The 23,116-nt window shown below is 47.5% G+C and carries 18 protein-coding genes; 14 read left to right on the top strand and 4 right to left on the bottom strand.

Annotated features, from left to right (window positions below; all coding sequences use genetic code 11):
* Nucleotides 1–3 precede the first annotated feature (3 nt).
* The 5 genes from EV202_RS10800 to EV202_RS10780 all read left to right on the top strand — a co-directional run bounded on the left by EV202_RS10800 (nt 4) and on the right by EV202_RS10780 (nt 10,287).
* Nucleotides 4–1,770, top strand: coding sequence for a RagB/SusD family nutrient uptake outer membrane protein (locus EV202_RS10800; protein WP_131927068.1), 1,767 nt, complete (start codon nt 4–6; stop codon nt 1,768–1,770).
* Between the two features lie 31 nt (nt 1,771–1,801).
* Nucleotides 1,802–3,397, top strand: coding sequence for a DUF4957 domain-containing protein (locus tag EV202_RS10795; protein ID WP_131927067.1), 1,596 nt, complete (start codon nt 1,802–1,804; stop codon nt 3,395–3,397).
* A gap of 257 nt (nt 3,398–3,654) precedes the next feature.
* Nucleotides 3,655–6,807, top strand: a complete 3,153-nt coding sequence (locus tag EV202_RS10790) for a SusC/RagA family TonB-linked outer membrane protein (RefSeq protein ID WP_394364522.1) — start codon at nt 3,655–3,657, stop codon at nt 6,805–6,807.
* Between the two features lie 12 nt (nt 6,808–6,819).
* Nucleotides 6,820–8,664 carry a RagB/SusD family nutrient uptake outer membrane protein gene (locus EV202_RS10785; RefSeq protein WP_131927065.1) on the top strand — a complete coding sequence of 615 codons (1,845 nt, stop codon included), beginning with the start codon at nt 6,820–6,822 and terminating at the stop codon, nt 8,662–8,664.
* A 39-nt stretch (nt 8,665–8,703) separates the two neighbouring features.
* A complete protein-coding gene (locus EV202_RS10780; RefSeq protein ID WP_131927064.1) occupies nt 8,704–10,287 on the top strand; it encodes a sulfatase family protein in 1,584 nt (527 codons plus the stop codon).
* Nucleotides 10,288–10,600: 313 nt separating this feature from the next.
* Here EV202_RS10780 and EV202_RS15420 read toward each other — a convergent pair whose 3' ends face one another.
* From EV202_RS15420 to EV202_RS10765, 4 genes are all read right to left on the bottom strand, one after another.
* The gene (locus EV202_RS15420) at nt 10,601–10,732 is read right to left on the bottom strand and encodes a hypothetical protein (protein ID WP_262709396.1); all 132 of its coding nucleotides are present in this window, start codon (nt 10,730–10,732) and stop codon (nt 10,601–10,603) included.
* A 278-nt stretch (nt 10,733–11,010) separates the two neighbouring features.
* A complete protein-coding gene (locus EV202_RS10775) occupies nt 11,011–13,083 on the bottom strand; it encodes a M56 family metallopeptidase (protein WP_131927063.1) in 2,073 nt (690 codons plus the stop codon).
* 39 nt (nt 13,084–13,122) lie between these two features.
* Entirely contained in the window at nt 13,123–14,043 is a 921-nt protein-coding gene (locus tag EV202_RS10770) for a TlpA family protein disulfide reductase (protein ID WP_165899421.1), read from the bottom strand.
* A gap of 110 nt (nt 14,044–14,153) precedes the next feature.
* Nucleotides 14,154–14,516 carry a BlaI/MecI/CopY family transcriptional regulator gene (locus EV202_RS10765; RefSeq protein ID WP_131927090.1) on the bottom strand — a complete coding sequence of 121 codons (363 nt, stop codon included), beginning with the start codon at nt 14,514–14,516 and terminating at the stop codon, nt 14,154–14,156.
* A gap of 216 nt (nt 14,517–14,732) precedes the next feature.
* Between EV202_RS10765 and EV202_RS10760 the strand changes: the two genes are divergently transcribed.
* From EV202_RS10760 to EV202_RS10720, 9 genes are all read left to right on the top strand, one after another.
* Complete coding sequence (locus tag EV202_RS10760) at nt 14,733–15,437, top strand: hemerythrin domain-containing protein (RefSeq protein ID WP_106069145.1); 705 nt, start codon at nt 14,733–14,735, stop codon at nt 15,435–15,437.
* Complete coding sequence (locus EV202_RS10755; protein WP_106069146.1) at nt 15,427–16,041, top strand: response regulator transcription factor; 615 nt, start codon at nt 15,427–15,429, stop codon at nt 16,039–16,041. The genes EV202_RS10760 and EV202_RS10755 overlap by 11 nt, the downstream gene beginning before the upstream one ends.
* Nucleotides 16,042–16,278: 237 nt before the next feature.
* A complete protein-coding gene (locus EV202_RS10750; protein ID WP_106069147.1) occupies nt 16,279–16,842 on the top strand; it encodes a DUF5063 domain-containing protein in 564 nt (187 codons plus the stop codon).
* 7 nt (nt 16,843–16,849) lie between these two features.
* Complete coding sequence (locus EV202_RS10745; protein WP_131927061.1) at nt 16,850–17,470, top strand: 3'-5' exonuclease; 621 nt, start codon at nt 16,850–16,852, stop codon at nt 17,468–17,470.
* Nucleotides 17,471–17,610: 140 nt separating this feature from the next.
* Nucleotides 17,611–18,792: a class I SAM-dependent rRNA methyltransferase gene (locus tag EV202_RS10740; RefSeq protein ID WP_131927060.1), complete on the top strand. Its 1,182-nt coding sequence runs from the start codon at nt 17,611–17,613 to the stop codon at nt 18,790–18,792.
* A 623-nt stretch (nt 18,793–19,415) separates the two neighbouring features.
* Nucleotides 19,416–20,681, top strand: coding sequence for an MFS transporter (locus tag EV202_RS10735; protein ID WP_131927059.1), 1,266 nt, complete (start codon nt 19,416–19,418; stop codon nt 20,679–20,681).
* A gap of 21 nt (nt 20,682–20,702) precedes the next feature.
* On the top strand, nt 20,703–21,284 hold the full coding sequence (locus EV202_RS10730; protein ID WP_131927058.1) for a bifunctional nuclease family protein: 582 nt from the start codon (nt 20,703–20,705) through the stop codon (nt 21,282–21,284).
* A gap of 11 nt (nt 21,285–21,295) precedes the next feature.
* Nucleotides 21,296–21,994 carry a 16S rRNA (uracil(1498)-N(3))-methyltransferase gene (locus tag EV202_RS10725; RefSeq protein WP_131927057.1) on the top strand — a complete coding sequence of 233 codons (699 nt, stop codon included), beginning with the start codon at nt 21,296–21,298 and terminating at the stop codon, nt 21,992–21,994.
* Nucleotides 21,995–22,002: 8 nt separating this feature from the next.
* Complete coding sequence (locus EV202_RS10720) at nt 22,003–23,103, top strand: DUF4836 family protein (protein ID WP_131927056.1); 1,101 nt, start codon at nt 22,003–22,005, stop codon at nt 23,101–23,103.
* The last annotated feature ends 13 nt before the right edge of the window (nt 23,104–23,116 follow it).

The raw sequence follows: 23,116 nt of genomic DNA, 5'->3' as shown, positions 1-23,116 counted from the left end.
GAAATGAAAAATATAATATATAAATCCCTTTTAATGTTGTCGCTGGCAGGCGCAATGACCTCTTGCGACTTGGAAGCTCCCTCCGTTTCTGCAATGGAAGAGCCCAACCTGTTTTCCGTAAGAGACTTGGCTGAAGGCGCCGTGATGGGCATTCATCAATCCTTTGGAGAAACCAACTCCTATCGAGGCCGTTTCCTCCCTTATTACGGTATAAACACCGACCTTGAATGGATAAACAACATAGACCCTGCAAAGATTGCCGATGACGGGAAGTACGAGTTATGTACATACGCAACGCGTCCTACCAACTCACAAATGAATACCGACAACAATGCTTGGGCAAAATTCTATGAAGGCATCGAACGTGCCAACCTATGCATACGAGGCTTGCGCACCTATGCCGACCTCACGAACCCGGATTTCAGTCAACTATTAGGCGAGGCTATCACCTTGAGAGCCGTACTCTACCTCGACTTGGTAAAAGGTTGGGGAGATGTTCCCGGCCGCTTCGAGCCTAATTCTTCGGAAACGGTTTACCTGCCAAGAATGGACAGAGACTCCATTTATATACGTCTGCTCAACGACTTGAAAGAAGCTTCGGACATGGTGTCTTGGCCGAACGGTTCTACTGTCACCAAAAGCACGGAACGCATCAACAAAGCATTCGTCAAAGGGTTGCGCGCACGTACCGCTCTTTATGCCGCAGGATACAGTCAACGCGCAGACGGAATACGCCGCAGCAATAGTCCGGAACTGACGGTTGACAAGATGTACGCCATTGCAAAAGAAGAGTGTATAGATATCATTAATAACAGTGGCTGTGTGCTGGGGAACTTTATAGATAACTTTAAGAAACTTTGCCAAGACAACACCACCGCAGGCGGTGAATCCCTTTGGGAAGTTCCTTTTTCTGCCGGCCGCGGTCGTGTACTTTATACCTTCGGCGTGAAGCACAAGGCAAAAGACCAATATACGGAGCAAGCACAAGGCGGCATAAACGGCCCCCTGCCTTATCTTTTCTATGACTATGATGTAGAGGATGTGCGCCGTGACATTACCTGTGTTCCTTACGAGTGGTCGTCCAATTTGGTAAATGGAAAAGCCAAACAAGAGGTGCGTAGCCTGAAAAGCTGGTGCTTCGGGAAGCTCCGTTATGAATGGATGAACCGCATTGTAACTTCTACCAACGACGACGGCGTCAACTGGCAGTACATGCGTCTGGCCGATGTATATCTGATGGCAGCAGAAGTTATCAACGAGTTGGAATCGCCTGCTGCCGCAGCTCCTTACTTGAAACCGATACTGGAGCGCGCATTGCCAGCAGCCAAAGTATCGGCATATATGACAAAAGCCACCGCAAACAAAGAAGCGTTCTTCAACGCCATCGTAGAGCAACGTGGTTTTGAGTTTGCCGGAGAATCTCTCAGAAAAGCCGATCTTATCCGTTGGAATCTTCTGAAAACCAAGATGGACGAGGCAAAAGAGAAGATGAAGCAACTGGCACATCGCGAAGGAGCATACGCCGACCTTCCCGAAAAACTGTACTATAAGATAGACAAAGACGAAGAAACACTGCTCTTCTACGGTTTGAACCACGGCGAAACAGGCAATGCACCCGCAGGTTATGAAAGCGTCACATGGATCAATACCGAAAAACTGACCGATGAACTAATCAACAGTCTTTATCAGAAGAATCCTGATGAGAACCAGTTTTGGCCAATTTGGCAAACATTTATCGATAACAGCAACGGCATGCTTTCTAATGACTAATTAATGAGAGATACATACAACAGATAAGATTATGAAGAAGTTTTCTAAATATACAATCGGGTTGGGGTTGGCTTTGGCTGCCCTGACCACGGCTTGCAGCAAACAAGACGACGAGTTGACCGGTGTTGAATATGCGCGCTTCTTTGCTCCCTTCGGGTTAGAGGCAAAAGTAAACAATAACATCAATGTCCGTTTAAGCTGGACTCCGATAGAAGGTGCAACAAGCTATGACATCGAAATCTTTCAAGATGATAGTCTGACTTTTGCCGGAACAGCGGTACGCACCTACACAGGCCTGACAAATAAGGATATTCCTTATGATGTTAAAGACTTAGTGGGCGATACCAAATATTCTGCCAGATTCAAGGCTCATGGTGAAGGCAGACCGGAGTCTAAATGGAACGGAGTGTACTTCAAAACCGACCCGGAACAATTGCTAAGCAAAGTGACGGAAGACGATTTGACTTACTCAAGCGCCACATTTACGTGGAAAACAAATAAACAAGTAACCGGCATTGTGCTTACTCCCGGAGATATCCGGCACATCTTCACACCGGAAGAATTAAAGGCTTGCACCGCGACTGTCGGCAAACTGCAAGGAAACACCAAGTACACAGCCCGTTTAGTCAATGGAGACAAGAATTGCGGCGAACAGTCCTTCACAACCTTAATAGATCCGGCTACGGCTATTTTAGTATCGGAAGGCGGAAAGTCTCTGCAAGATGCCATCAATGAAGCCACAGCAGACTTCAACCTTATCTTAGTTCGTGCAGGTACTTACGAACTCACCGGCATAGATGTCGACAAGGATGTGCGTATTGTGGGCGAACGAATCAACAACAGACCCGTCATTAAAGGAGGTAACTTTAATTTGAATGGGGGTAGCGTAGAAATGAGAAACGTTATCCTTGACGGAGACGGTAGCAAAAACCATGCGTTCGACTACAAAAAAGAAGCAACATACACAGCCCTGCATGTAGAAAATTGCGAAATAAAGAACTTCGACAAAGGTTTATTCTACATCAATACCGCCTCTTTGGTAGAATCAATCACTTTCGACAATTGTATCATACACGATGTAAAATGCAACGGAGCTGACTTCATGGATAGCCGTAAGGGGGCATACAATGCACTGAACTTCATCAACAACACCGTTTACAACAGCTGTGCAGAGCGTGACTTCGTGCGTTATGACAATACTGCCAAAGCGTTTCCTGATGTCATGAGTAAGATTAACGTAAGTAACAACACCTTAGTCGGCATATCGAACAATGCAAGCAAACGCATTATGTACGTAAGATTCGCATTAGAGGAAAAAGAAGAAAACGGTGTGAAAACGACTTTCAAGCATAGCATCAAATTCACCAATAATATTGTAGCGAATACAGCAGGTTACTTCTCCAAACAATCGCAAACGAACTCTGCCCCCACATTTAGCAACAACAACTATTATAATGCGGCAAATGCAGGCACCATTGAACTGACGGTTGAAGGCGTTACTCAAATTGTGGCAAAAGACGGAGGCAAGACACTCGACCCGAAGTTTAAAGATGCCGATAAAGGCGACTTCACTGTAACCAACGAAAATGTCAAGATAAACAAAGTCGGTGCACCCCGATGGTTGTAACAGACGGTTCATATTATTTTATTCACTTATTTCATAGAAAGCCGTTCAGGAAACCCTCCTGAACGGCTTTTTTAGATATATTCAGACTTAATATAGACGATTTACGACTTTAGCGCACCTGCGATCCCTTACTTTTGCAACGAGCATTTTGCTCAAGTTAACTTTTAAAATAATCTAAGAGTATGCAAAAAAGAAGAACAGTTTCATGCTTGTTCGGATGGATTGTAACGATCATGCTTCTGCTTTCACCGGCAGCCATGTCGCAGTCTTTATCTGTAACAGGTAGTGTAACGGACAAAAACAATCAGGAGCCTATCATAGGCGCAAGTGTATTGGTGGAAGGAACTACCAACGGTACAATTACCAATGCGGATGGTGAGTTTACGCTCTCCGGCGTTCCTTCCGGAGGAACCATCGTGGTGTCATACATCGGATATACCACGCAACGAATTGCTGTGAATGGAAAAACACGTTTAACTATCGCTTTGGCAGAAGATACCGAAATGCTGGACGAAGTAGTTGTGGTAGGTTACGGTGTACAGAAGAAAGTGAACCTCACGGGTTCTGTTTCGGCCGTAAAGGGCGATGCGTTGGAACGCCGTCCGGTAGCCGATGCCACACAAAGTCTGCAAGGATTGGTACCCGGTTTGATGGTAAGCAATTCAGGAACCGGTCGCCCGGGATCATCGGGAACATTGACCTTGCGCGGACAAGGAAACTTAGACAACACAGCCAATCCTTATATATTAGTAGATGGGGTGGAAATGAACCTCTCTGATGTGAACCCGAACGACATCGAAAGTATTTCGGTATTGAAAGACGCAGCAGCATCCGCTATCTACGGGGCACGAGCGGCTTACGGCGTTATCTTGGTGACAACCAAGAAAGGCGAAGACGGGAAAGCACGCATCAACTATCAAGGCACAGTGGGATGGAGTGCGCCTACCGTGTTGCCCGATATGGTAGACTCCTACTCTTTTGCCAAATATTGGAACGACGGATGTACCAATGCCGGCTCTCCCCGTCTTTACAGCGAAGAAAAAATGGCTTTGCTGCAACAATACATTAAAGACCCAAGCAGCGTGAACCCTTGGGCCGAATTACCAGCCAACTCCAACATGAACCCGGCTTTCGAAAACTCCGAACTGGGTGTAGGCAATGTAGATTACTTCGATCTGCACTATAAAGACTGGGCTTTCAAACAAAACCACAACGTCAGTCTGAGCGGTGGCGGAAAAAAAGCACAGTACTACGTTTCGGGCGGTTACTACTCGGAAGACGGTATCTTGCGCTATGCCAAGATGGATTTCAGCCGCTATAACCTCACCGCCAACGTCAATTCACAGATCACCGACTGGCTGAAGCTGAAAGTAAATACCAAATTTATGCACTCCGATACCGATACTCCATTCGGCGACGGTGGTATCAGCGAAGGTTTTTACCATTCATTGGCACGTTTCCGCCCTACGGTGTCGGTAATCGATCCCAACGGTCATTTCACCGAATTGAGTATGATTCCTTACCTGCAAAGCGGTACGTACACTACCACCGCACGCGATCGGCTGAGCCTGACCACCGGTTTTGAAGTACAACCTCTGAAGAACTGGTTTATCTTTTTCGACTATACATATAAACAGATGAACATGGAATACGAGGCTCTCAACGTAAGTCCGCTTATCTACGCAGCCGACGGTGTGAGCACCTCGAAAGGTCAACGCAGTGAATTGGGAATGTCGCCCGACGGCAAGTTTACCCGCAGCTACGCACGCACACGTTATCAAACAATCAACTTCTATACCAATTACCTTTTCTCATTAGCCGATAAGCATAATTTTACGCTGATGGGCGGTTATCAGGAAGAAGACAACAGCTACAGCTACATGAAGAACGCTATTACGGGACTTTACTCCACAGCCACTCCGAACGTGGGTATGGGTACGGGCGACAAAGTGGTGGTAGATACCCGCAACGGATGGGCCACCCGAGGATTCTTCGGCCGCATCAACTATGATTATGACGGACGCTACTTGGTAGAGGTGAACGGACGCTACGACGGCTCATCCCGCTTTGCTCCGGACCACCGCTGGGGATTCTTCCCTTCGGCCTCGTTGGGATGGAACATCAACCGGGAACGCTTCATGGAATCACTCACCGATGTAGTGAGCAACCTGAAATTGCGTGCTTCTTACGGTTTGCTGGGCAATCAGGCCGGTGCGGCTCTCTATACGTTTGCTGCCACCATGGAGCTGAACGGCGGCTTGGGAGGTTATATATTCAACGACGGACGCCACATTTACACCAAAGCGCCATTGGTAGTGAACCCCGCTACCACATGGGAGAAGGTAGAAAGCAAGAACATTGGTCTGGACTTCGGGTTCTTCGGTAACTCCCTGACCGGTTCGTTCGACCTCTTCCAACGCGACACGAAAGACATGTTAGGACCGGGCGAAGATTTTCCCGATTTCTTCGGAGCAGATGCACCCAAAACCAACAATGCCCGCATGCGTAACCGGGGATGGGAACTCACCCTGAACTATCGCGGCAAGATTGGCAAGGACATCGACTACAGCATCGGCGGTATGCTGTCCGACGCCACGGCAGAAGTAACGGAATACGTCAACCCCAAAGGAAGCGACCCTGCAGGAAGCTGGTATAAAGGACGCAAAGTAGGCGAAATCTGGGGTTACCGTGCCGACGGATTGATACAAACACAAGCTGAAGCGGACGAATATAACCAGAAATACGACTTGAAATATATCAGCGGTAAACCGTGGACGCCGGGCGATGTGAAATACAGAGACCTGAACGGGGACAATAAAATAGACAGGGGTACAAACAGCTTAGAAGGAGGTATGGGAGATATGACCATCATCGGTAACACAACTCCTCGCTACCAATATACCATCAACGGCTCAATCAGCTACAAAGGCCTTACGCTGAGCGCCATGTTCCAAGGCGTAGGCAAGCGCGACTACAATGCCGGAGGCGGTGTCTACTTCTGGGGGAGCGGCCCGTATGCACAAGTAACGGTCTTCAAAGAACACATGGACTATTGGCGCGAGGATAATAAGGATGCTTATTTCCCAAAACCGTATATCCATTCGGCCGGAGGTGTAGATCCGTTCCAGCAAAAAACAAAGACCGTGAGCGACCGCTACATACAGAGCGCCGCCTATTGCCGCCTGAAAAACCTCACTTTGAGCTACGATATTCCCCAACGGTGGACACAGAAAATCGGCATGCAGAAGGTGCAGGTATTTTTCTCCGGCGAGAATCTGCTGACCTTTACGCCGCTGATGGGCATGTTCGACCCCGAAGCTGTATTCACAAGCAATAGTTATACCGGCGAAGGTGGAAAGAACTATCCGATGAACAAGGTGGTATCTTTCGGTTTAGTTGTTAACTTATAATTCTATACGATCATGAAGAAAAGAAATATATTGCCGGGCTTAGCCCTGATAATCGGTCTGGCCGGCTGCTACGACTTGGACAAAACGCCCGAAGGCGTACTTTCCACAGCCACTCCTTTCTCAAGCACGGGTGAAATAAGAAACTACTTGGATCAGTTCTACGAAACAAGAAACGATAATAATAAAATATACGAAAGCGGTCTGCGCGCACAAGATTTTGCCGCCGGTGGAGGAAGCGGCATTGCCGGTTCCGACACTCACAGCGACAATATGGCATCCAGTGCGGTCAGCTCCCGATTGGCAGGAGAGCTTTCATTAAGCAATGCTTCCAAGTTAGGAGCATATACCCAAATCCGCAACGTGAACTTCCTGCTCAACAATCTGGAGAATACCTCCGAGAAGGGAACGGCTGCTTACAATCAATGCGTGGGCGAAGCCTATTATTTCCGCGCATGGTACTACTACCGCCTGTTCGTCAGCTACGGACAGTTGACATGGATTGACAAACCGCTCGACCCCAACATCGAGGAAATGAAACTGCCCCGTGACAACCGCACGGTGATAGCCGACAATATCCTGAGCGATCTGGACAAAGCCATCTCCCTGTTGAACGAAAAGAACAACAGTGCTTCCATGCGTGTGCACAAAGACGTGGCACGCACCCTGAAGAGCGAAGTGGCTCTGTTTGAGGGTACGTGGGAGAAGTATCACAAAGCGAAGAACGACAAGTTCTACGACCCCACCGTGACGGACGAAAAAATACGCAGCTACTTCACTCAGGCCGCCGATGCAGCCAAAGCTGTGATGGACCGCAACGTATGGCGCATATATACCACCGGCAATCCGTTGAACGACTACCGCCGGATGTTCCAGACCGCCGACCTTTCTTCAAACCCCGAAGTGCTTTGGTTTAAGATGTACGACGGCGACAAGATAGGCAACAACGTGAACCGTTACCTTAATCAAGGCGGAGGCGGAGTAGGTGTCACCGCCTCATTGGTGGACGATTACCTGACACGCGACGGAAAACCTTTTACCGGCGAAGCACGCATCGTGGCCAAGAAAGTGTTTGGCGACGAACTGCAACCCACCCTGCGCGACCCGCGTCTGGTACAGACCGTATGTGCCCCCGGACAGCAATTGCGTCCGGACGACACGGCACCCTATTACGTGGTTCCGCCGCTCATCGGTTCTTCTTCCTACAACCAGAACATGACGGGCTATTCATTGTTGAAACATGTGCAGATTGACTACACCGGCAACCTCGACGCAGAGTTTAAAGGCGCTACTCCCGGCATCCAATTCCGCTATGCCGATGTATTGCTGAACTATGCCGAAGCCCTTGCCGAACTGGATGGTGCAGGAAACGCACAACGAATCATCGACGCACTGCAACCTTTGCGCGACCGCGTGGGTATGCCTGCCGTCGACTTCGACCGCGAGTATAACCAAGAGGCCGATTATCCTTTCCGCAAGCTCGACAAATACATCCAAGCCGTGCGCCGTGAGCGCCGCATCGAGAAGGCTTGCGAAGGCAGCCGTCTGGAAGACATCCTGCGCTGGGCAGCCGCCGACGAGCTGATTGTAGGCCAATGGCCCAAAGGCGCACTCTATACAGGCAGCAATTTAGAGAACCATCCGCAATACGGAGGCAAGTTAGTGTACGACCAACCTTCAAAGAACAATCTCTTCCTGACAGGTAAGCCCGGCGATGCCTTGCGCTACATCATCCCCACCAATCCTGCCGGATATGCCGACGGATGGAAGTTCAATACCGACCGCGACTATCTGTTGCCCATCCATCAGGAGATGCTCAACAGAACCGCCAATCAGTGGAAACAGAATCCGGGATGGTAAGCGGGATATGTCAATTTGCAAATAAAATATCGAGTTAAAATGAAGAATTACAGCTCAACCTTAATCTACTCGCTTGCCGGGACGGCTGCATTGTCTTCGCTTGCCACCTACGGCACACCGAAGAAGCCGGTCTCCGAGGCGAAGAAGCCGATGAACATCGTCTACATCATGTGCGACGACCATTCGTTCCAAACCATCAGCGCCTACGACCAACGTTATACGCAAACTCCGAATATCGACCGGATTGCCCGCGAAGGCGTGCGTTTCACCAACAGCTTCGTGGCCAATTCGCTCAGCGGGCCGAGCCGTGCCTGCATGCTGACGGGCAAACACAGCCATGCCAACGGATTTACCGATAACACCACCGTTTTCGACGGCAGCCAGCAGACGTTCCCCAAGCTGCTGCGCGAAAACGGCTATCAGACCGCCATGATAGGCAAATGGCATCTTGTATCCGAACCCACGGGATTCGACCATTGGGATATACTTACCGGACAAGGGGATTATTACAATCCCACCTTTATCCGCAACGGTGAGAAACTGCAACGCGAAGGCTATGCCACCAACATCGTGACCGACGTGGCCCTGAACTGGATGGACAGCATCCGCAACCCGGAGAAGCCTTTCTGCCTCTTCATCCACCACAAAGCGCCCCACCGCACTTGGATGCCCGACACTTGCGACCTCGACCTCTATAACGACGTGGCGTACTCCTTGCCGGAGAACTTCTACGACAAGTACGAAGGACGCATCTCCGCATCGAAGCAGGAGATGAGCATCATCGAGGACATGGACTTGGTGTATGATTTGAAGATGGCTGACAAAGAAAACGAGATACATACCGGCAACGCCGGGCTGGAGCAAGCCGGACGCAGGATATACAACGCCATGAATCCTGCCCAGAAGGCTGCATGGGACAAGCATTATGACCCTGTCATCCGCCGTTTCAAGGAAGCCAAACTGACGGGCAAGGCGCTGGCCGAATGGAAATACCAGCAATACATGCGCGATTACCTGCGCGTGATTCATTCAGTAGACCGTAACGTGGGCCGTGTGCTCGACTATTTGGAGAAGCATAACCTGCTGGAGAACACCATGATTGTCTACACCTCCGACCAAGGTTTCTACATGGGCGAACATGGCTGGTTCGACAAGCGGTTCATGTACGAGGAATCTTTCCGCACACCGTTGCTCATCCGCTTGCCGGGCGGAAAGCGGGGAGATGTGGAACAGATGGTGCAGAACATCGACTACGGTCCTACCATCCTCGATTTGGCGGGTGTGCCCGTTCCGGCCGACATGCACGGTGTGTCGTTCTTGCCGTTGCTCCGGGGCGAGCAGCCGGCGGACTGGCGCAAGTCGCTCTACTACCATTTCTACGAGTATCCCGCCGAACATGCCGTACGACGCCACTACGGTGTGCGCACCGAACGCTACAAACTCATACACTTCTACAACGACATTGATTGTTGGGAACTGTACGACCTGAAAGAAGATCCTTCGGAGATGCACAACATCTACGGACAGCCGGGCACGGAGACCATCACCGCCAACCTGAAGGAGGAGTTGCTGAAGCTTCAAGTGCAGTACAACGACCCGATACGCGAAGTGTATAAAGAATAAAGAAACAGAGTTTAGCTTAACACGCAGGACGCTCCCCCAAGCGTTCACAACAGTGCTCACACCGACACTGTTTTTCCGATAATCCCCTTGTGTTCATCAGCTCTCCCATTCAGGGAGGACAGACGGAAGCGAGGGGATATCTCTTTCCCGCCTTCACCTATAATCCGTATTTTTGCATGCTAATCACATAAATCATAATACAGATGTTAGGATTCCTATTCAAATTTATTACTATCCACTAAACCATAATTATCTACTCCCAACCCATTAAATATTACGTGTTGGGAGTATTTCTGCTTTTGGAAAAGCCTCCTTATGTCAAATTCTCTTCTTCCGGAGGTTCTTCCGATGTTTGTTTTAGGAGTAATTTCAAGTCTTCGTCAGGTCGTTCGAAGAACGTATCCATATTGATGTAGTACATCAGGACGATTCTTACCATACCCATGGTTATACTTTTTTGTTTTGCAACTCAAAGATAACCAAAAGGGCTGATAATTCATTCACGAAGTATCAGCCCTAAATTTTATACACTAGAAAATGTTTTAGCGGACAGCAATGAAAAAAATACGGAACTCACTTTGAATCCCGTATTTTCCATTTACACAAAATATTTTATAATGCCGCCAAAATTAATCACATTTCCTCTGAATATAAAGAGAAATTAACAATAAGATTCCTTTTTCCATAGAGGTAGTTCTTTCTTAATCTGGTAAAGAAACAGAATCATTCCTTCTTCAATGCAACAGTAACTTCCGGCTGCGCCGTTACTTTTACCGTTGCCATACCTATATAGGAGATTACTAAAACGGCATTCTTATCGGGTACGGAAAGGACAAATTTTCCATCAATATCTGTAACCGAACCACGATTGGTGCCTTCTATCAGAACAGTAGCACCGATAATCGGTTCGCCTTTCTCATCCACCACTTTGCCTTCCACCTTCATATTGCCCTGAACCGCATATAAATTGTGTACTTTTTCTCCTTTTTTAATTGTAATATAAATCTTGCCTTTTCCATCAGAAGCTTTATCAACCTTTATGTTCTCTATCTTATCGGACGGCACAAGTTCGTCCAACTTCTTTTCTTGCAAATCTACCTTTACACCATCAATAAAGACCTCCACTTTGGATAGATCGATATCTTTGCCGTCCTTACCGGCTCCCTCCGGTTTCTTCTCCGGCATGTCTATCGCAGAATCGCCTTCCTTCAAGGTTATCACAACTACGCCATGTTTCGCTCTTTCTCCATAGATTGCCGTGACCGGCTTATCCTTCAAGACGGACACGCTTGCAATGCTTTCAGGTTTCAGCGCACGCATCACAGAAGCGGAGACCTCTTTGCCATCTACGATATAGAGCGGTATTCCTTTACCTCCGTCCATCGACGTACGCACTTCTTGAATGACAAGCTGCTCGCTCATTCTTACGTCAGCATCCAGCTTAAAGGGCACCGGAACTGCAAATTTCACCGCAACGGGTTCCCCGTTCTGTCTGCCCGACTCCCACTTCGACATGCTCTTTACCAAGCGCAATGCCTCCTCATCCAGCTCCTGATCTATCGAACGAATGACTTTCGGCTCCTTAATACTTCCATCCTTATCTACCACAAACTGAACCATGACACGTCCTTGCAGCCCTCGCTCCTTGGCAGATGCAGGATAGCGCATGTTCTCCTTGAAATACTCCATCAGAGCAGCCATACCTCCGGGATATGCGGGCATTTGTTCAACGACTGTCAAAACCGGAGTTCCTTTCAACTTTTCATTCACCTCGACAGGCACATACGTCACTCCGGCAGGTTTCGTGGTGTCTCCCACACTTTCTGCCACTTTTGTTTCTACAATTGCAGCCAAATCATTAACTTTGACGGCAGAAATCTCTTCAACTTTCTCGGAGACTTCGGGACGGGCAAAAGCTGTAACAGCAACAGCCGCTACGGGAAGTACATAAAGATACTTCAAACATGCCCACGGACTTGATTTTTCTTTTAACATCATAGTGATACGTTTTTTAAGTTTACTGTGATTAAAGCTGTTGGCCATAGAGTAGAGCCTTGTGCCGACAGCTTTTTTTATTAATAATAATTGGTATTGTTTCGCATCCACACCTTCCTCAATGACCGCCTCATCCGCTTCATACTCGTGTATATTCTGTAACTCCTGTTTCATCAGCCACGAAGCCGGATTGAACCACTGAAAGAAAACACAAACATCGGCCACCAGCAAATCCAAGGAATGCCTGTTACGGATATGGGCAAGTTCATGGATAAGGATTTCGCGTCCATTCTCTTCCAAGTCTTTACGGGAAATAACGATGTACTTCATCCAACTGAAGGGAGATACCTCCTTATTATGGACAATCAAAGTGACATGCTCTCTCCTACCCGGCAAATAGCAATCAACATGTTGTCTGCTTCCCGATTTCAACAACATCAGCAACCGCATCAACGAACAAGCATTACGGAAAGCAAAAAAAAGGATTCCCGACAGATAAGCCAGTAGAGCCATCTGCACCCACGTAACCGTTGCTTCTTCAACCGCTCCGACCGTTGCCGAACTCTCCGCATCCGCCATCATCAACAGCTGCTCCAGTGTCAGCATTGTCTGACGCACTTCAGTCTCTTGCTTTACGTTCACTTCGATCAACGGCAGGAGGCAAGACAACAGCAAGATACCCAGCAAAGCAAACCGATTGAAACGATGAAATGTTTCGCGAGCCATCAACAAACGGTAAAACAAATAAAATGCCGCCAAGCAAACGGATGATTTCAGTATATATACAAAGAAGAGTCCCATCCTTTTCTGTTTTTTATTGTTTTAAATTCCCGAACAGATCTACTTTTCTTTTTCCAGATTCTTCAAGCATTCCAGTAATTCTTTACGTTTGCGCTCGTTTGTACCGATTTCTATTTTACGTACAACCCCCTTCTTGTCAATCAGTACAGTTGTAGGGGTCTGTTCTACCCCAAACCGCTTCCATAAAACCTTATCATCGGCTATCTGTGTGAAAAGAAAATGTTTGTTAGCGACAATTTTTCTTATTTGCTCAGCAGTGTTCCAAGTAACAGCAAAGTAATTTGCTTCAGGACAAATATCCAACCATGTGCTCAGTTCGGGCATCTCCATGATACAAGGACCGCACCCCGTGTACCAGAAGTTAAGTACCAACGGCCTGCCCAAGGTCTCCTGTTGTGTCCACTGTCTGCCCGACACATCTTGCACATTAAAAAGTCCCAGTTCATCTCCTACTTTCAGAAGCAACTCCTTAGGTTTCCGCATCTGTATCCTCATCTTCCTCAAATCGGGAGTGCGATAAAGAGCCAGCATCTCTTCGGCACCTTCCACTCTGACAGAGGGCAAAGCATATTTCATATCCTCTTCCTCCAGTTTTCCATTCCAATAATAAAAAGGGATGGTGCATCCACTCGTGTCTCTATAAAAATGAACATCCATTATTTCATACTGAATGCGCGGCGGCATCTCAAAGAAAAAAACACCATTGAGCAACACTATCGCATTCTTAGGCTTCGAAACTACCACCACCTTAGTTTCCAAGCGCTTTCTAATCTCTTGCAGATGTGGGATTTTATCCTCCGGAATAGCTTTGTACACATCAACTGAATCAAGTCGGGCTCCTTCTCTCAAGTATAGTTTGCAGAATACATTACCGTCTTCATCCACCGTTTTATCCATTCCGGTAATCCAATCCATGTTGAATGAAGCAGGCATCTTGTCATAAAACTTTCCGTCTATCATAAAAATCACCCCTTGGGAAAACTGTGCTAAGACCGGTACACACAAACCGCACAGCATAAATAAAAACAATAATTTACGTTTCATAAATACTCTTTTGTTCCTGTCATTTCTTATCTCTTCCCTTTCTCCACTTCCAGTATCAGTTGTTTCAACTCCTCCAGCGAAAGTTCCTCTTCTTTCACCAGCGACGACACTGCACTGAGATAGGAATTGTCGAAATATTTACGGATAACATCTTTCAATGTCCGTTTACGGAAATCTTCCTCACTCACCACCGCATAATACTGATAAGTGTTTCCATAAGTGTGATGACTCAAAAAGCCTTTATCTTCGAGTCCTCTGACAATGGTGGACAAAGTATTGAAATGCGGTTTCGGTTCTGCATAGAACCCCAGCATCTCCTTTACAAACAATGGACCTTTTTCCCAGAAAAAGCCCATAATCTCCTCTTCTTTTACAGTCAATCCTTTCATCATTTTCTTATATTTTTTGCAAAGAACTAAAATTTATAGTTTACAAACTAATTTATCTCGTTAAATAAAACTAAAGCTTATAGTTCATTCTTTCCGACATCCACAGAGCACTCAATACCAACCGATTCCAAAATACCTACTAATAGCGATTGCTCCTTTCAAAGAAAAGTCGTTACTTTGCATATTAATTCAGAGCATAAAAAACGATACCACACAATGAACGAGCAACATAAGTACCGTGCAACAGATAAAATGAGCGATCTCATCTGCGATAATTACTCCCTATTGATGGTGATGAGTCGTTTCGGGCTCTCATTAGGGTTCGGAGACAAAAGCGTTAAAGATGTCTGTAAAGCGCAAGGCGTTGATTGCCCGACATTCCTCGCTGTCGCCAATTTCATCAGCGAAGAGCAATACTCCTATAACGGAAACGGGAACGAATTCTCCATCCTTGCCCTTATGGATTATCTGAAACGCGCCCATACTTACTTTCTGGATTTCAACCTGCCGGCCATCCGCAGCAAGCTGATCGAAGCCATCGACAGTTCCGGTACAAATGATGTGGCGTCCCTCATTTTAAAGTTTTTCGATGAATATGCCAAGGAAGTACGACGCCACATGGAATACGAGAATACAGCCGTATTCACCTACGTAGAACAACTGATGCAGGGCAGGCTGTCGGATAATTATAATATCGCCACTTTTGCTTGTAAGCACAATCAGATAGAGACCAAGCTGAAAGAGTTGAAAAACATCATTATCAAATACTACCCGGAAAAAGAGAACAACAATCTGCTGAATGCTGTTTTGTTCGACATATTCAACTGCGAGCAAGACCTTGCAACCCACTGTCAGGTAGAGGATTATATGTTTGTTCCCGCCGTAGCACAAATAGAAAAGGAGCTGAAAGATGAACAATAATGCCTCTTTGAAGATTGTTGTCGCAGAAACTTCGATTATCATCCGAAGTGGCCTTACGGCTGTACTCAAACGTATTCCCAACCTGAATGTCCACCCCATTGAGGTTGCTTCGCCGGAATCGTTGCAGAACTACATCCACATGCATCCGGCTGACATAGTAATCATCAACCCCACTTTCGGCGGATGGTTCGACTTAGCTTCTTTCAAAGCAGAACACGGACGAAGCAGAATCAAATATGTCGCTATGATATGTTCCGTCATAGACAACAACACGTTGAAAGAGTACGACGAGAATTTTGCCATCTGCGATGATGTAGATGTCATTTCTTCCAAAATCAACCGGTTGCTGCACACCGAAGAGGAAGAAGAGAAAGATAGCGAGCAGGAGACCCTGAGCCAACGCGAAAAAGAAATTATTACGTGCGTAGTGAAAGGCATGACCAATAAAGCCATTGCCGACAAGCTCTATCTTTCCATTCACACCGTCATCACCCATCGCCGGAACATAGCTCGTAAATTACAGATTCATTCTCCGGCCGGCCTCACCATTTATGCCATTGTGAATAAGCTGGTAGAGCTAAGTGACATAAAAGACACATTATAAATAATGTAATAATCATACATTATTATATAATATATTCTGCAAGCCTAAAATCAACGAACGCCCGTCCGTCCCAGAACCTACACTTTCCGGATGCACACTCCCACAAACCTGACATCAGCCCCACGGCATATCGGGGAAAAGCAATACATCGCAATAGTGAAAAAAAGAATAATCCCCTGATTAATTTGCTTCTACTTCCGGTTTACGCTATCTTTGCATCTCAAAGTGCCATCATATATGAAAAAAGAAAGCCAAGTGATATTCGATCGCAATGTCGTAGAGTTTGTTACAGTAGCCGCCGAGTTCTGTAAATTTCTGGAACAGGCGGAAGGGATGAAACCCTCCATTTTCATCGACACATCCCTGAAAATTCTTCCACTGCTTTACCTCAAGACCTCCATGCTGCCCGACTGCAAACCCATAGGGGATGAAGCACCGGAAACCTTCGTCACCGAAGAAACTTATGAGGTACTCCGCATGAACCTCTCCAATATCCTTGCCGGCAAGGACGATTATCTGGAGGTGTTCGTTTCGGACATGAAATATAGCGACCAACCCATCACCAAATACATATCCGAGGATTTAGCCGATATCTATCAGGACATCAAGGACTTCATTTTCGTTTTTCAACTGGGACTGAACGAAACCATGAACGACGCTCTTGCCATCTGTCAGGAGAATTTCCGCCTGTATTGGGGACAAAAGCTCGTCAATACCTTGCGTGCCCTGCATAGTGTGAGATATGCGCAAGACGAAAACGAGGAAGAGGAAGAGACAACTGAAGAGGTTGACTTAAAGTAAACAGCACATGGTCATACATAGAACAATCAACAAAGAGATACTGAAGGAGCTGCCGAAAGCTGCTTTCACAGGACAGATACATGTCGTACAAACTCCTTGGGAAGCCGAAAAAGCCGTAAACTATCTGAAAACTTGTCCGCAACTGGGTATCGACAGCGAAACGCGTCCCTCGTTCAACAAAGGACAGTCGTACAAAGTCGCACTGCTGCAAATTGCTTCGGAAGAACATTGTTTCCTGTTTCGCCTGAACCTCACCGGACTGACCCTCCCCATAATCACACTGCTGGAAAACCCTTCCATCACGAAAATAGGCCTCTCGTTGAAAGACGATTTCATGATGCTTCACAAACGTGCTCCGTTCGAGCCTCGCTCCGTCGTCGAGCTGCAAGAGTTTGTCCGCCCCTTTGGTATTCAGGACAAGAGCCTGCAAAAGATTTACGCCATTCTATTCGGAGAGAAAATCTCAAAGAACCAACAGCTCTCCAATTGGGAGGCCGAAATACTGACGCAATCCCAGCAGCTATATGCCGCCACCGATGCGTGGGCGTGCCTCAACATCTACAACAGATTGCAGGAACTAAAGAAATCCGGCGATTTTATAATTGCCGCAGAAGAAGAGACAGAATAATATAATATCATATCCCATACTGCCAAGTTTCTGATTAAATTGACGATAGTAACCATCTCTTTCACCATTCATATCATAAAGAAAGCGTGTTCTTTGCGCAGAATGACAGAATGAGTGATAATATAAATAACCGTTCGTTTATGTATAAAGTATATCTCAAACCCGGTAAAGAAGAATCATTGAAGCGTTTCCACCCATGGGTGTTTTCCGGTGCCATCGCACATTTTGACGGCGAACCCGAAGAAGGAGAAGTAGTAGAGATTTACACTTCCCGAAAAGAATTTATAGCCAAAGGACATTTTCAAATCGGCAGCATCGCCGTACGTGTATTGACTTTCCGACAAGACGAAGCAATCGATACCGATTTCTGGAAACGCAAACTCAGCGTAGCCTATAACATGCGGCGCAGCATCGGTATTGCCGAAAGCGCAACAAACAACACCTATCGTCTGGTGCACGGAGAAGGCGACAACCTTCCGGGGCTCGTCATCGATGTGTATGCCCGCACAGCCGTCATGCAAGCCCATTCTGCCGGCATGCACCTCGACCGTATGACCATAGCCCGCGCATTGGCCGAAGTGATGGGCGATAAAATAGACAACATCTATTATAAATCGGAGACAACCCTTCCCTTTAAGGCCGACCTCTATCCCGAAAACGGTTTTCTGAAAGGCGGAGGCACCGACAATATTACCACGGAGTATGGGTTGAAGTTTCATATAGACTGGTTGAAAGGGCAAAAAACGGGTTTCTTCGTCGACCAGCGTGAGAACCGTGCCCTGCTGGAACGCTACGCTCCGGGGCGCAGTGTTTTGAACATGTTCTGCTACACCGGCGGATTCTCCGTCTATGCCATGCGAGGTAATGCCCAATTGGTGCACTCCGTTGACAGTTCGGCCAAAGCCATCGATTTGACAAACAAGAACATTGAGTTGAACTTCCCCGGCGACAACCGCCATGCAGCCTATGCCGAAGATGCTTTCAAGTATCTGGACCGCATGGGCGACCAATACGACCTCATCATCCTCGACCCGCCTGCCTTTGCCAAACACCGCGACGCCCTGCGCAATGCCCTGCAAGGCTATCGCAAACTGAATGTCAAGGCTTTCGAGAAGATTAAGCCGGGTGGCATTCTTTTCACTTTCTCCTGCTCGCAGGCGGTGAGCAAAGAAAATTTCCGCACAGCCGTGTTTACTGCCGCCGCCATGTCGGGACGCTGCGTGCGCATCTTGCATCAACTGACACAACCTGCCGACCATCCGGTAAGCATCTATCATCCCGAAGGGGAATACCTGAAAGGGTTGGTGCTGTATGTGGAATAAAGAAGAGCCTCAACCATCTGAGGCTTTCTCAAAACACAAGACTGATTCCATAAACAGACAGGAAAAACGCCTGTTATGTATTAACTATTTACTATGGTCATTTCATTTCCGGCAAAGAATCCAAAGAGCCGGAGACCCTTGCCAGAACACCTTCTGGCGAGGGGGTAGATCAGTATACGACTGAAGCCACATCAGTATACGACTGATGTACCTTCAGTACGGTAGTAATCCTGTCTCTTCTTTTTCTCTTACTCTACTGACAGAGATTTTGATAAGATTTTTCAGAAACGATGAGTACCGCGCCTCGGCGATACAACCGACTTTTAAGTTTCATGCCAAACACCGGCTAATCTCGTACGCAGCTTTCTTCATCCAAACCAAAAACCTTAAATAAGGTTAACAGATAGAAGAAACAGACAGGAATATTATGTTATATAACATAAACCATATACCTTTGCACTGTGTTTTTCATGGTATTAGATTTAAGGTTAATAAAGATTGGCTGTCTGGGATAGATGGCCTTCTTTTTTTATTATCCCCTCCTTCCTTTCTTCCTTTCCGAGAAAATACCTACATTTGCGGCAATGTATAAATAAGAAAAACACATAAAAAAGAAAGAAATTATGAGCATCAAAATCCGCTTGATTATCATGAACTTCCTGCAATTTGCCGTGTGGGGAGCCTATCTCACATCTATGGGCAGCTATCTGGTTAATGTAGGGCTGGCCGGTCATATCGGCATGTTCTACGCCATGCAAGGCATCGTGTCGCTCTTCATGCCTGCCATTCTGGGCATCATTGCCGACCGTTGGATACCGGCACAGAAGCTGCTTAGCCTCAGTCATTTCATTGCCGCCGTCTTCATGGGGCTCACCGATTATTACGGCATGGCCGCAGGCGCAAATGCAGAGTTCGGCATTCTGTTTACTTTCTATTCGTTAAGTGTCGCTTTCTATATGCCCACCCTCGCCCTCTCCAATTCCGTGGCCTATACCGCATTGGATAAGGCAGGACTGGACACTATCAAGACCTTTCCCCCTATCCGCATTTTCGGCACCATCGGTTTTATCTGCTCCATGTGGATGGTCGATTTACTGGGACTGCAAAACACCTATGGGCAATTCTTCGCCTGCGCCCTCATCGGACTGGTATATGGCGTTTATGCCCTGTCGCTTCCGGCTTGCCCCACCAGCAAGGGCGGACAGACCAAGTCTCTGGTGGAGGCCTTGGGATTACGTGCATTTACATTGTTCAAACAGAAGAAGATGGCTCTTTTCTTCATTTTCTCCATGCTGTTGGGCGTGTCGCTACAAATAACCAACGGCTTTGCCAATCCATACATCAGCAGCTTCGGAAACATCCCCGAATATGCCGACACTTTCGGCGTGCAGCATGCCAACATCTTGATTTCTCTATCGCAAATATCCGAGACGCTCTGCATCCTGCTGATACCATTCTTCCTGAAACGTTTCGGCATCAAACAGGTGATGCTGATTGCCATGCTGGCATGGGTGCTCCGTTTTGCCCTCTTCGGTAGCGGAAATCCCGGCGGCGGTGTATGGATGTTCGTGCTCTCCATGATTGTTTATGGAGTTGCATTCGATTTCTTCAACATTTCCGGTTCCTTGTTTGTAGACAGGGAGACCGATAAAGAAATCCGCTCCAGTGCACAAGGACTGTTTGTCATCATGACAAACGGTTTCGGAGCCACCATCGGCACGCTGGGAGCACAGGCGGTAGTCAATTATTTTGTCGATTTCAACAGTACGGCACCGCAAATCGCGCAGTGGCAATCAGCATGGTACACATTTGCCATTTATGCACTGGTGGTGGCGGTGGTCTTTTCAATCGTCTTTAAATACAAACACCGACCGGAGGAGAGAAAATAAGAAAGAAGGATTTATAGCCCTATGAATAAGAAAAAGATAGAATTACAAGTACAGAATATTTCAAACAGCCAAGCGCAGGCAGGCGCCTACGCCTTGGTTTTGGCCGAAGTAGGAGGAAACAGGCAGCTTCCGGTCATTATCGGCGCTTACGAAGCCCAAGCCATGCTCATCGAACTGAAAAAAATCATCCCGCCCCGCCCGATGACACACAACCTGTTTGCCTCGGTGCTCGAGATATTAGGCGTCAAACTGCTGCGCATCCTCATCTACAAGGCAGAGAACGGCATTTTTTACTCCTTCCTTTACATGAAAGCCGAAGAAACCATTCTACGCATCGACGCCCGTACCAGCGATGCCGTAACTTTGGCCCTACGGATGGATGCCCCTATCTTTATCTACGAGGATATTCTGGAAGCAGAGCGCCTGAAAACGGGAGAGCAATCTACCGCTCCTATGGGAGACGGCAGTCCCTCCCAAGATGAGTTTTTGCAAGAAGACTCGCTGGAAATGCTGAAAGCGGCTTTGCAAAAGGCCATCGAAGACGAGGATTATGAGCGGGCCGCCCGCTTGAGAGACCGGATTAGAAGTATGGAAAAAGAATAAAACGAACAGCCATGCATGTCTTCTATACACCTGACATACAAACTTGCGCAGAACTTCCTGAAGAAGAGGCCGCACATGCCGTACGCGTATTGCGCCTGCAAACGGGAGACGAAGTGACATTGACGGACGGAAAAGGAAACTTCTATCGTGCCGAAATCAGTACCGCCACCAACAAGCGTTGCCTTGTCCGCATTCTGGAAACCATCCCGCAAGCCCCCTTATGGACAGGGCATCTCCATATAGCCCTGGCTCCCACCAAAAACATGGACCGCACAGAGTGGTTTGCCGAGAAGGCCACCGAGATAGGCTTCGACGAACTGACATTCCTGAACTGCCGTTTCTCCGAACGAAAGGTCGTCAAGACAGAGCGCATTTCAAAAATACTTGTATCTGCCATCAAGCAGTCACTCAAAGCACGTATGCCCCGACTGAACGAAATGACCGACTTCAAGCAATTCGTTGCACAGCCTTTCGAGGGACAGAAGTTCATAGCCCATTGCTACGAAGGCGAAAAACCGTTACTGAAAGACGTACTGACACCCGGACTCGACGCCGTAATCCTCATCGGGCCGGAGGGTGACTTCAGCGAAGAGGAGGTAAAAACAGCCGAGGTACATGGCTTCCGCCCCGTCAGTTTGGGGAAATCGCGCCTGCGCACAGAGACGGCAGCCCTTGTGGCATGCCACTTGCTAAACCTACAAAACCAATAATATTGCGTATGAAAAAGAATTTATTATTCCGGTTGTTCCCCGTTTGGACACTGATATTGCTCCTTGGTGGGTCATGCAGTAAGACCGAAAAAACAGAATATACCCATGTCATCCCTGCCAATGCTACCGAAGTGGCTGCCATCGATATGAAAGCCATCGTCGAGAAAGCCGGATTGAATACCCCCGACAGCAGGGAAATGCGGCAGAAAGTATCCGGCCTGTTGCTCAATGGAAGCACTCCTGCCCTTTTCAAGCAATTGGACAACATGATGGAACATCCCGAAGAAACGGGGATAGACTGGGACTCACCGGTATACGCCTTCAAAGCACCTTCACTGCACAGCATGGCTGCCACGTTCAAAGTCAGCAACCTGAAGAAACTGGAAACGCTGCTCAAAACACTTGCCGAAGAGAAGTTCTGCACTGCTCCCGTCAAGGCCGACGGATATTATATTTCCAACATGGCAGAGGCAGGCATACAACTGGCTTTCAATGATGGGACATTGCTTGTCGTTTATGGCGGGAGCGCCACGCAGCTAAAGAAGTTGTCGGCTGCCGTCACTGCCCTGATAAAACAACCTGCCGATAAAAGCATACATGCCAACCCTTTCTATGAGCCCATGATGAAGCAAAAAGGAGACATACGCCTGTTTGCCACTCCCGACATACTGCCTTTCGACGTGCGCGGCGTTCTGAACTGGCCGCAAGGCACACAACTTTACGGCTATGTCCTGTTTGAGAACGGAAGAATATATGCCCGCCTGCAACGAGCCGACTCCAATGGAGAAACCAAAGAAAGCAACCAACCCTTCCATCCCCAAAGCACGAAAGACCTGCAATTGGCCATGGCACAAATGATGCACGGCGTACCTTTCAACATAGAACTGACCAGCGAGGAACTACTGACTGTGACCAACCTGCGGGCTCTCATGGCATTCGGCGCCGACGAGCCTGAAGTTCAGACCCTCTATCAACTTATTACCCGGATTGATGTCCTGAACGTACGGGGAGACAGCAACCGCACCACCTTCACCGTCATTCTGCAGGATAAAGAACAGAATTCCTTGAAACAGCTCGCCGACTTTGCCAGACAATTTATCGGATGGTGATTCAAAGAACCAA

Source organism: Prevotella heparinolytica (assembly GCF_004342845.1).
Taxonomy (GTDB): domain Bacteria; phylum Bacteroidota; class Bacteroidia; order Bacteroidales; family Bacteroidaceae; genus Bacteroides; species Bacteroides heparinolyticus.
Note: the sequence above shows the minus strand (reverse complement) of the source record. Positions and strands in the feature narration are given on the sequence as shown.

What these genes read in the sequence shown, in the direction of transcription:
- EV202_RS10800 (WP_131927068.1), top strand. Translation starts at nt 4, where the DNA reads ATGAAAAATATAATATATAAATCCCTTTTAATGTTGTCGCTGGCAGGC.
- EV202_RS10780 (WP_131927064.1), top strand. Translation starts at nt 8,704, where the DNA reads ATGAAGAATTACAGCTCAACCTTAATCTACTCGCTTGCCGGGACGGCT.
- EV202_RS10745 (WP_131927061.1), top strand. Translation starts at nt 16,850, where the DNA reads ATGGTCATACATAGAACAATCAACAAAGAGATACTGAAGGAGCTGCCG.
- EV202_RS10765 (WP_131927090.1), bottom strand. Translation starts at nt 14,516, where the DNA reads ATGAAAGGATTGACTGTAAAAGAAGAGGAGATTATGGGCTTTTTCTGG.
- EV202_RS10720 (WP_131927056.1), top strand. Translation starts at nt 22,003, where the DNA reads ATGAAAAAGAATTTATTATTCCGGTTGTTCCCCGTTTGGACACTGATA.
- EV202_RS10795 (WP_131927067.1), top strand. Translation starts at nt 1,802, where the DNA reads ATGAAGAAGTTTTCTAAATATACAATCGGGTTGGGGTTGGCTTTGGCT.
- EV202_RS10735 (WP_131927059.1), top strand. Translation starts at nt 19,416, where the DNA reads ATGAGCATCAAAATCCGCTTGATTATCATGAACTTCCTGCAATTTGCC.
- EV202_RS10725 (WP_131927057.1), top strand. Translation starts at nt 21,296, where the DNA reads ATGCATGTCTTCTATACACCTGACATACAAACTTGCGCAGAACTTCCT.
- EV202_RS10730 (WP_131927058.1), top strand. Translation starts at nt 20,703, where the DNA reads ATGAATAAGAAAAAGATAGAATTACAAGTACAGAATATTTCAAACAGC.
- EV202_RS10790 (WP_394364522.1), top strand. Translation starts at nt 3,655, where the DNA reads ATGTCGCAGTCTTTATCTGTAACAGGTAGTGTAACGGACAAAAACAAT.
- EV202_RS10750 (WP_106069147.1), top strand. Translation starts at nt 16,279, where the DNA reads ATGAAAAAAGAAAGCCAAGTGATATTCGATCGCAATGTCGTAGAGTTT.
- EV202_RS10740 (WP_131927060.1), top strand. Translation starts at nt 17,611, where the DNA reads ATGTATAAAGTATATCTCAAACCCGGTAAAGAAGAATCATTGAAGCGT.
- EV202_RS10755 (WP_106069146.1), top strand. Translation starts at nt 15,427, where the DNA reads ATGAACAATAATGCCTCTTTGAAGATTGTTGTCGCAGAAACTTCGATT.
- EV202_RS10785 (WP_131927065.1), top strand. Translation starts at nt 6,820, where the DNA reads ATGAAGAAAAGAAATATATTGCCGGGCTTAGCCCTGATAATCGGTCTG.
- EV202_RS10775 (WP_131927063.1), bottom strand. Translation starts at nt 13,083, where the DNA reads ATGGGACTCTTCTTTGTATATATACTGAAATCATCCGTTTGCTTGGCG.
- EV202_RS10770 (WP_165899421.1), bottom strand. Translation starts at nt 14,043, where the DNA reads ATGATAGACGGAAAGTTTTATGACAAGATGCCTGCTTCATTCAACATG.
- EV202_RS15420 (WP_262709396.1), bottom strand. Translation starts at nt 10,732, where the DNA reads ATGGGTATGGTAAGAATCGTCCTGATGTACTACATCAATATGGATACG.
- EV202_RS10760 (WP_106069145.1), top strand. Translation starts at nt 14,733, where the DNA reads ATGAACGAGCAACATAAGTACCGTGCAACAGATAAAATGAGCGATCTC.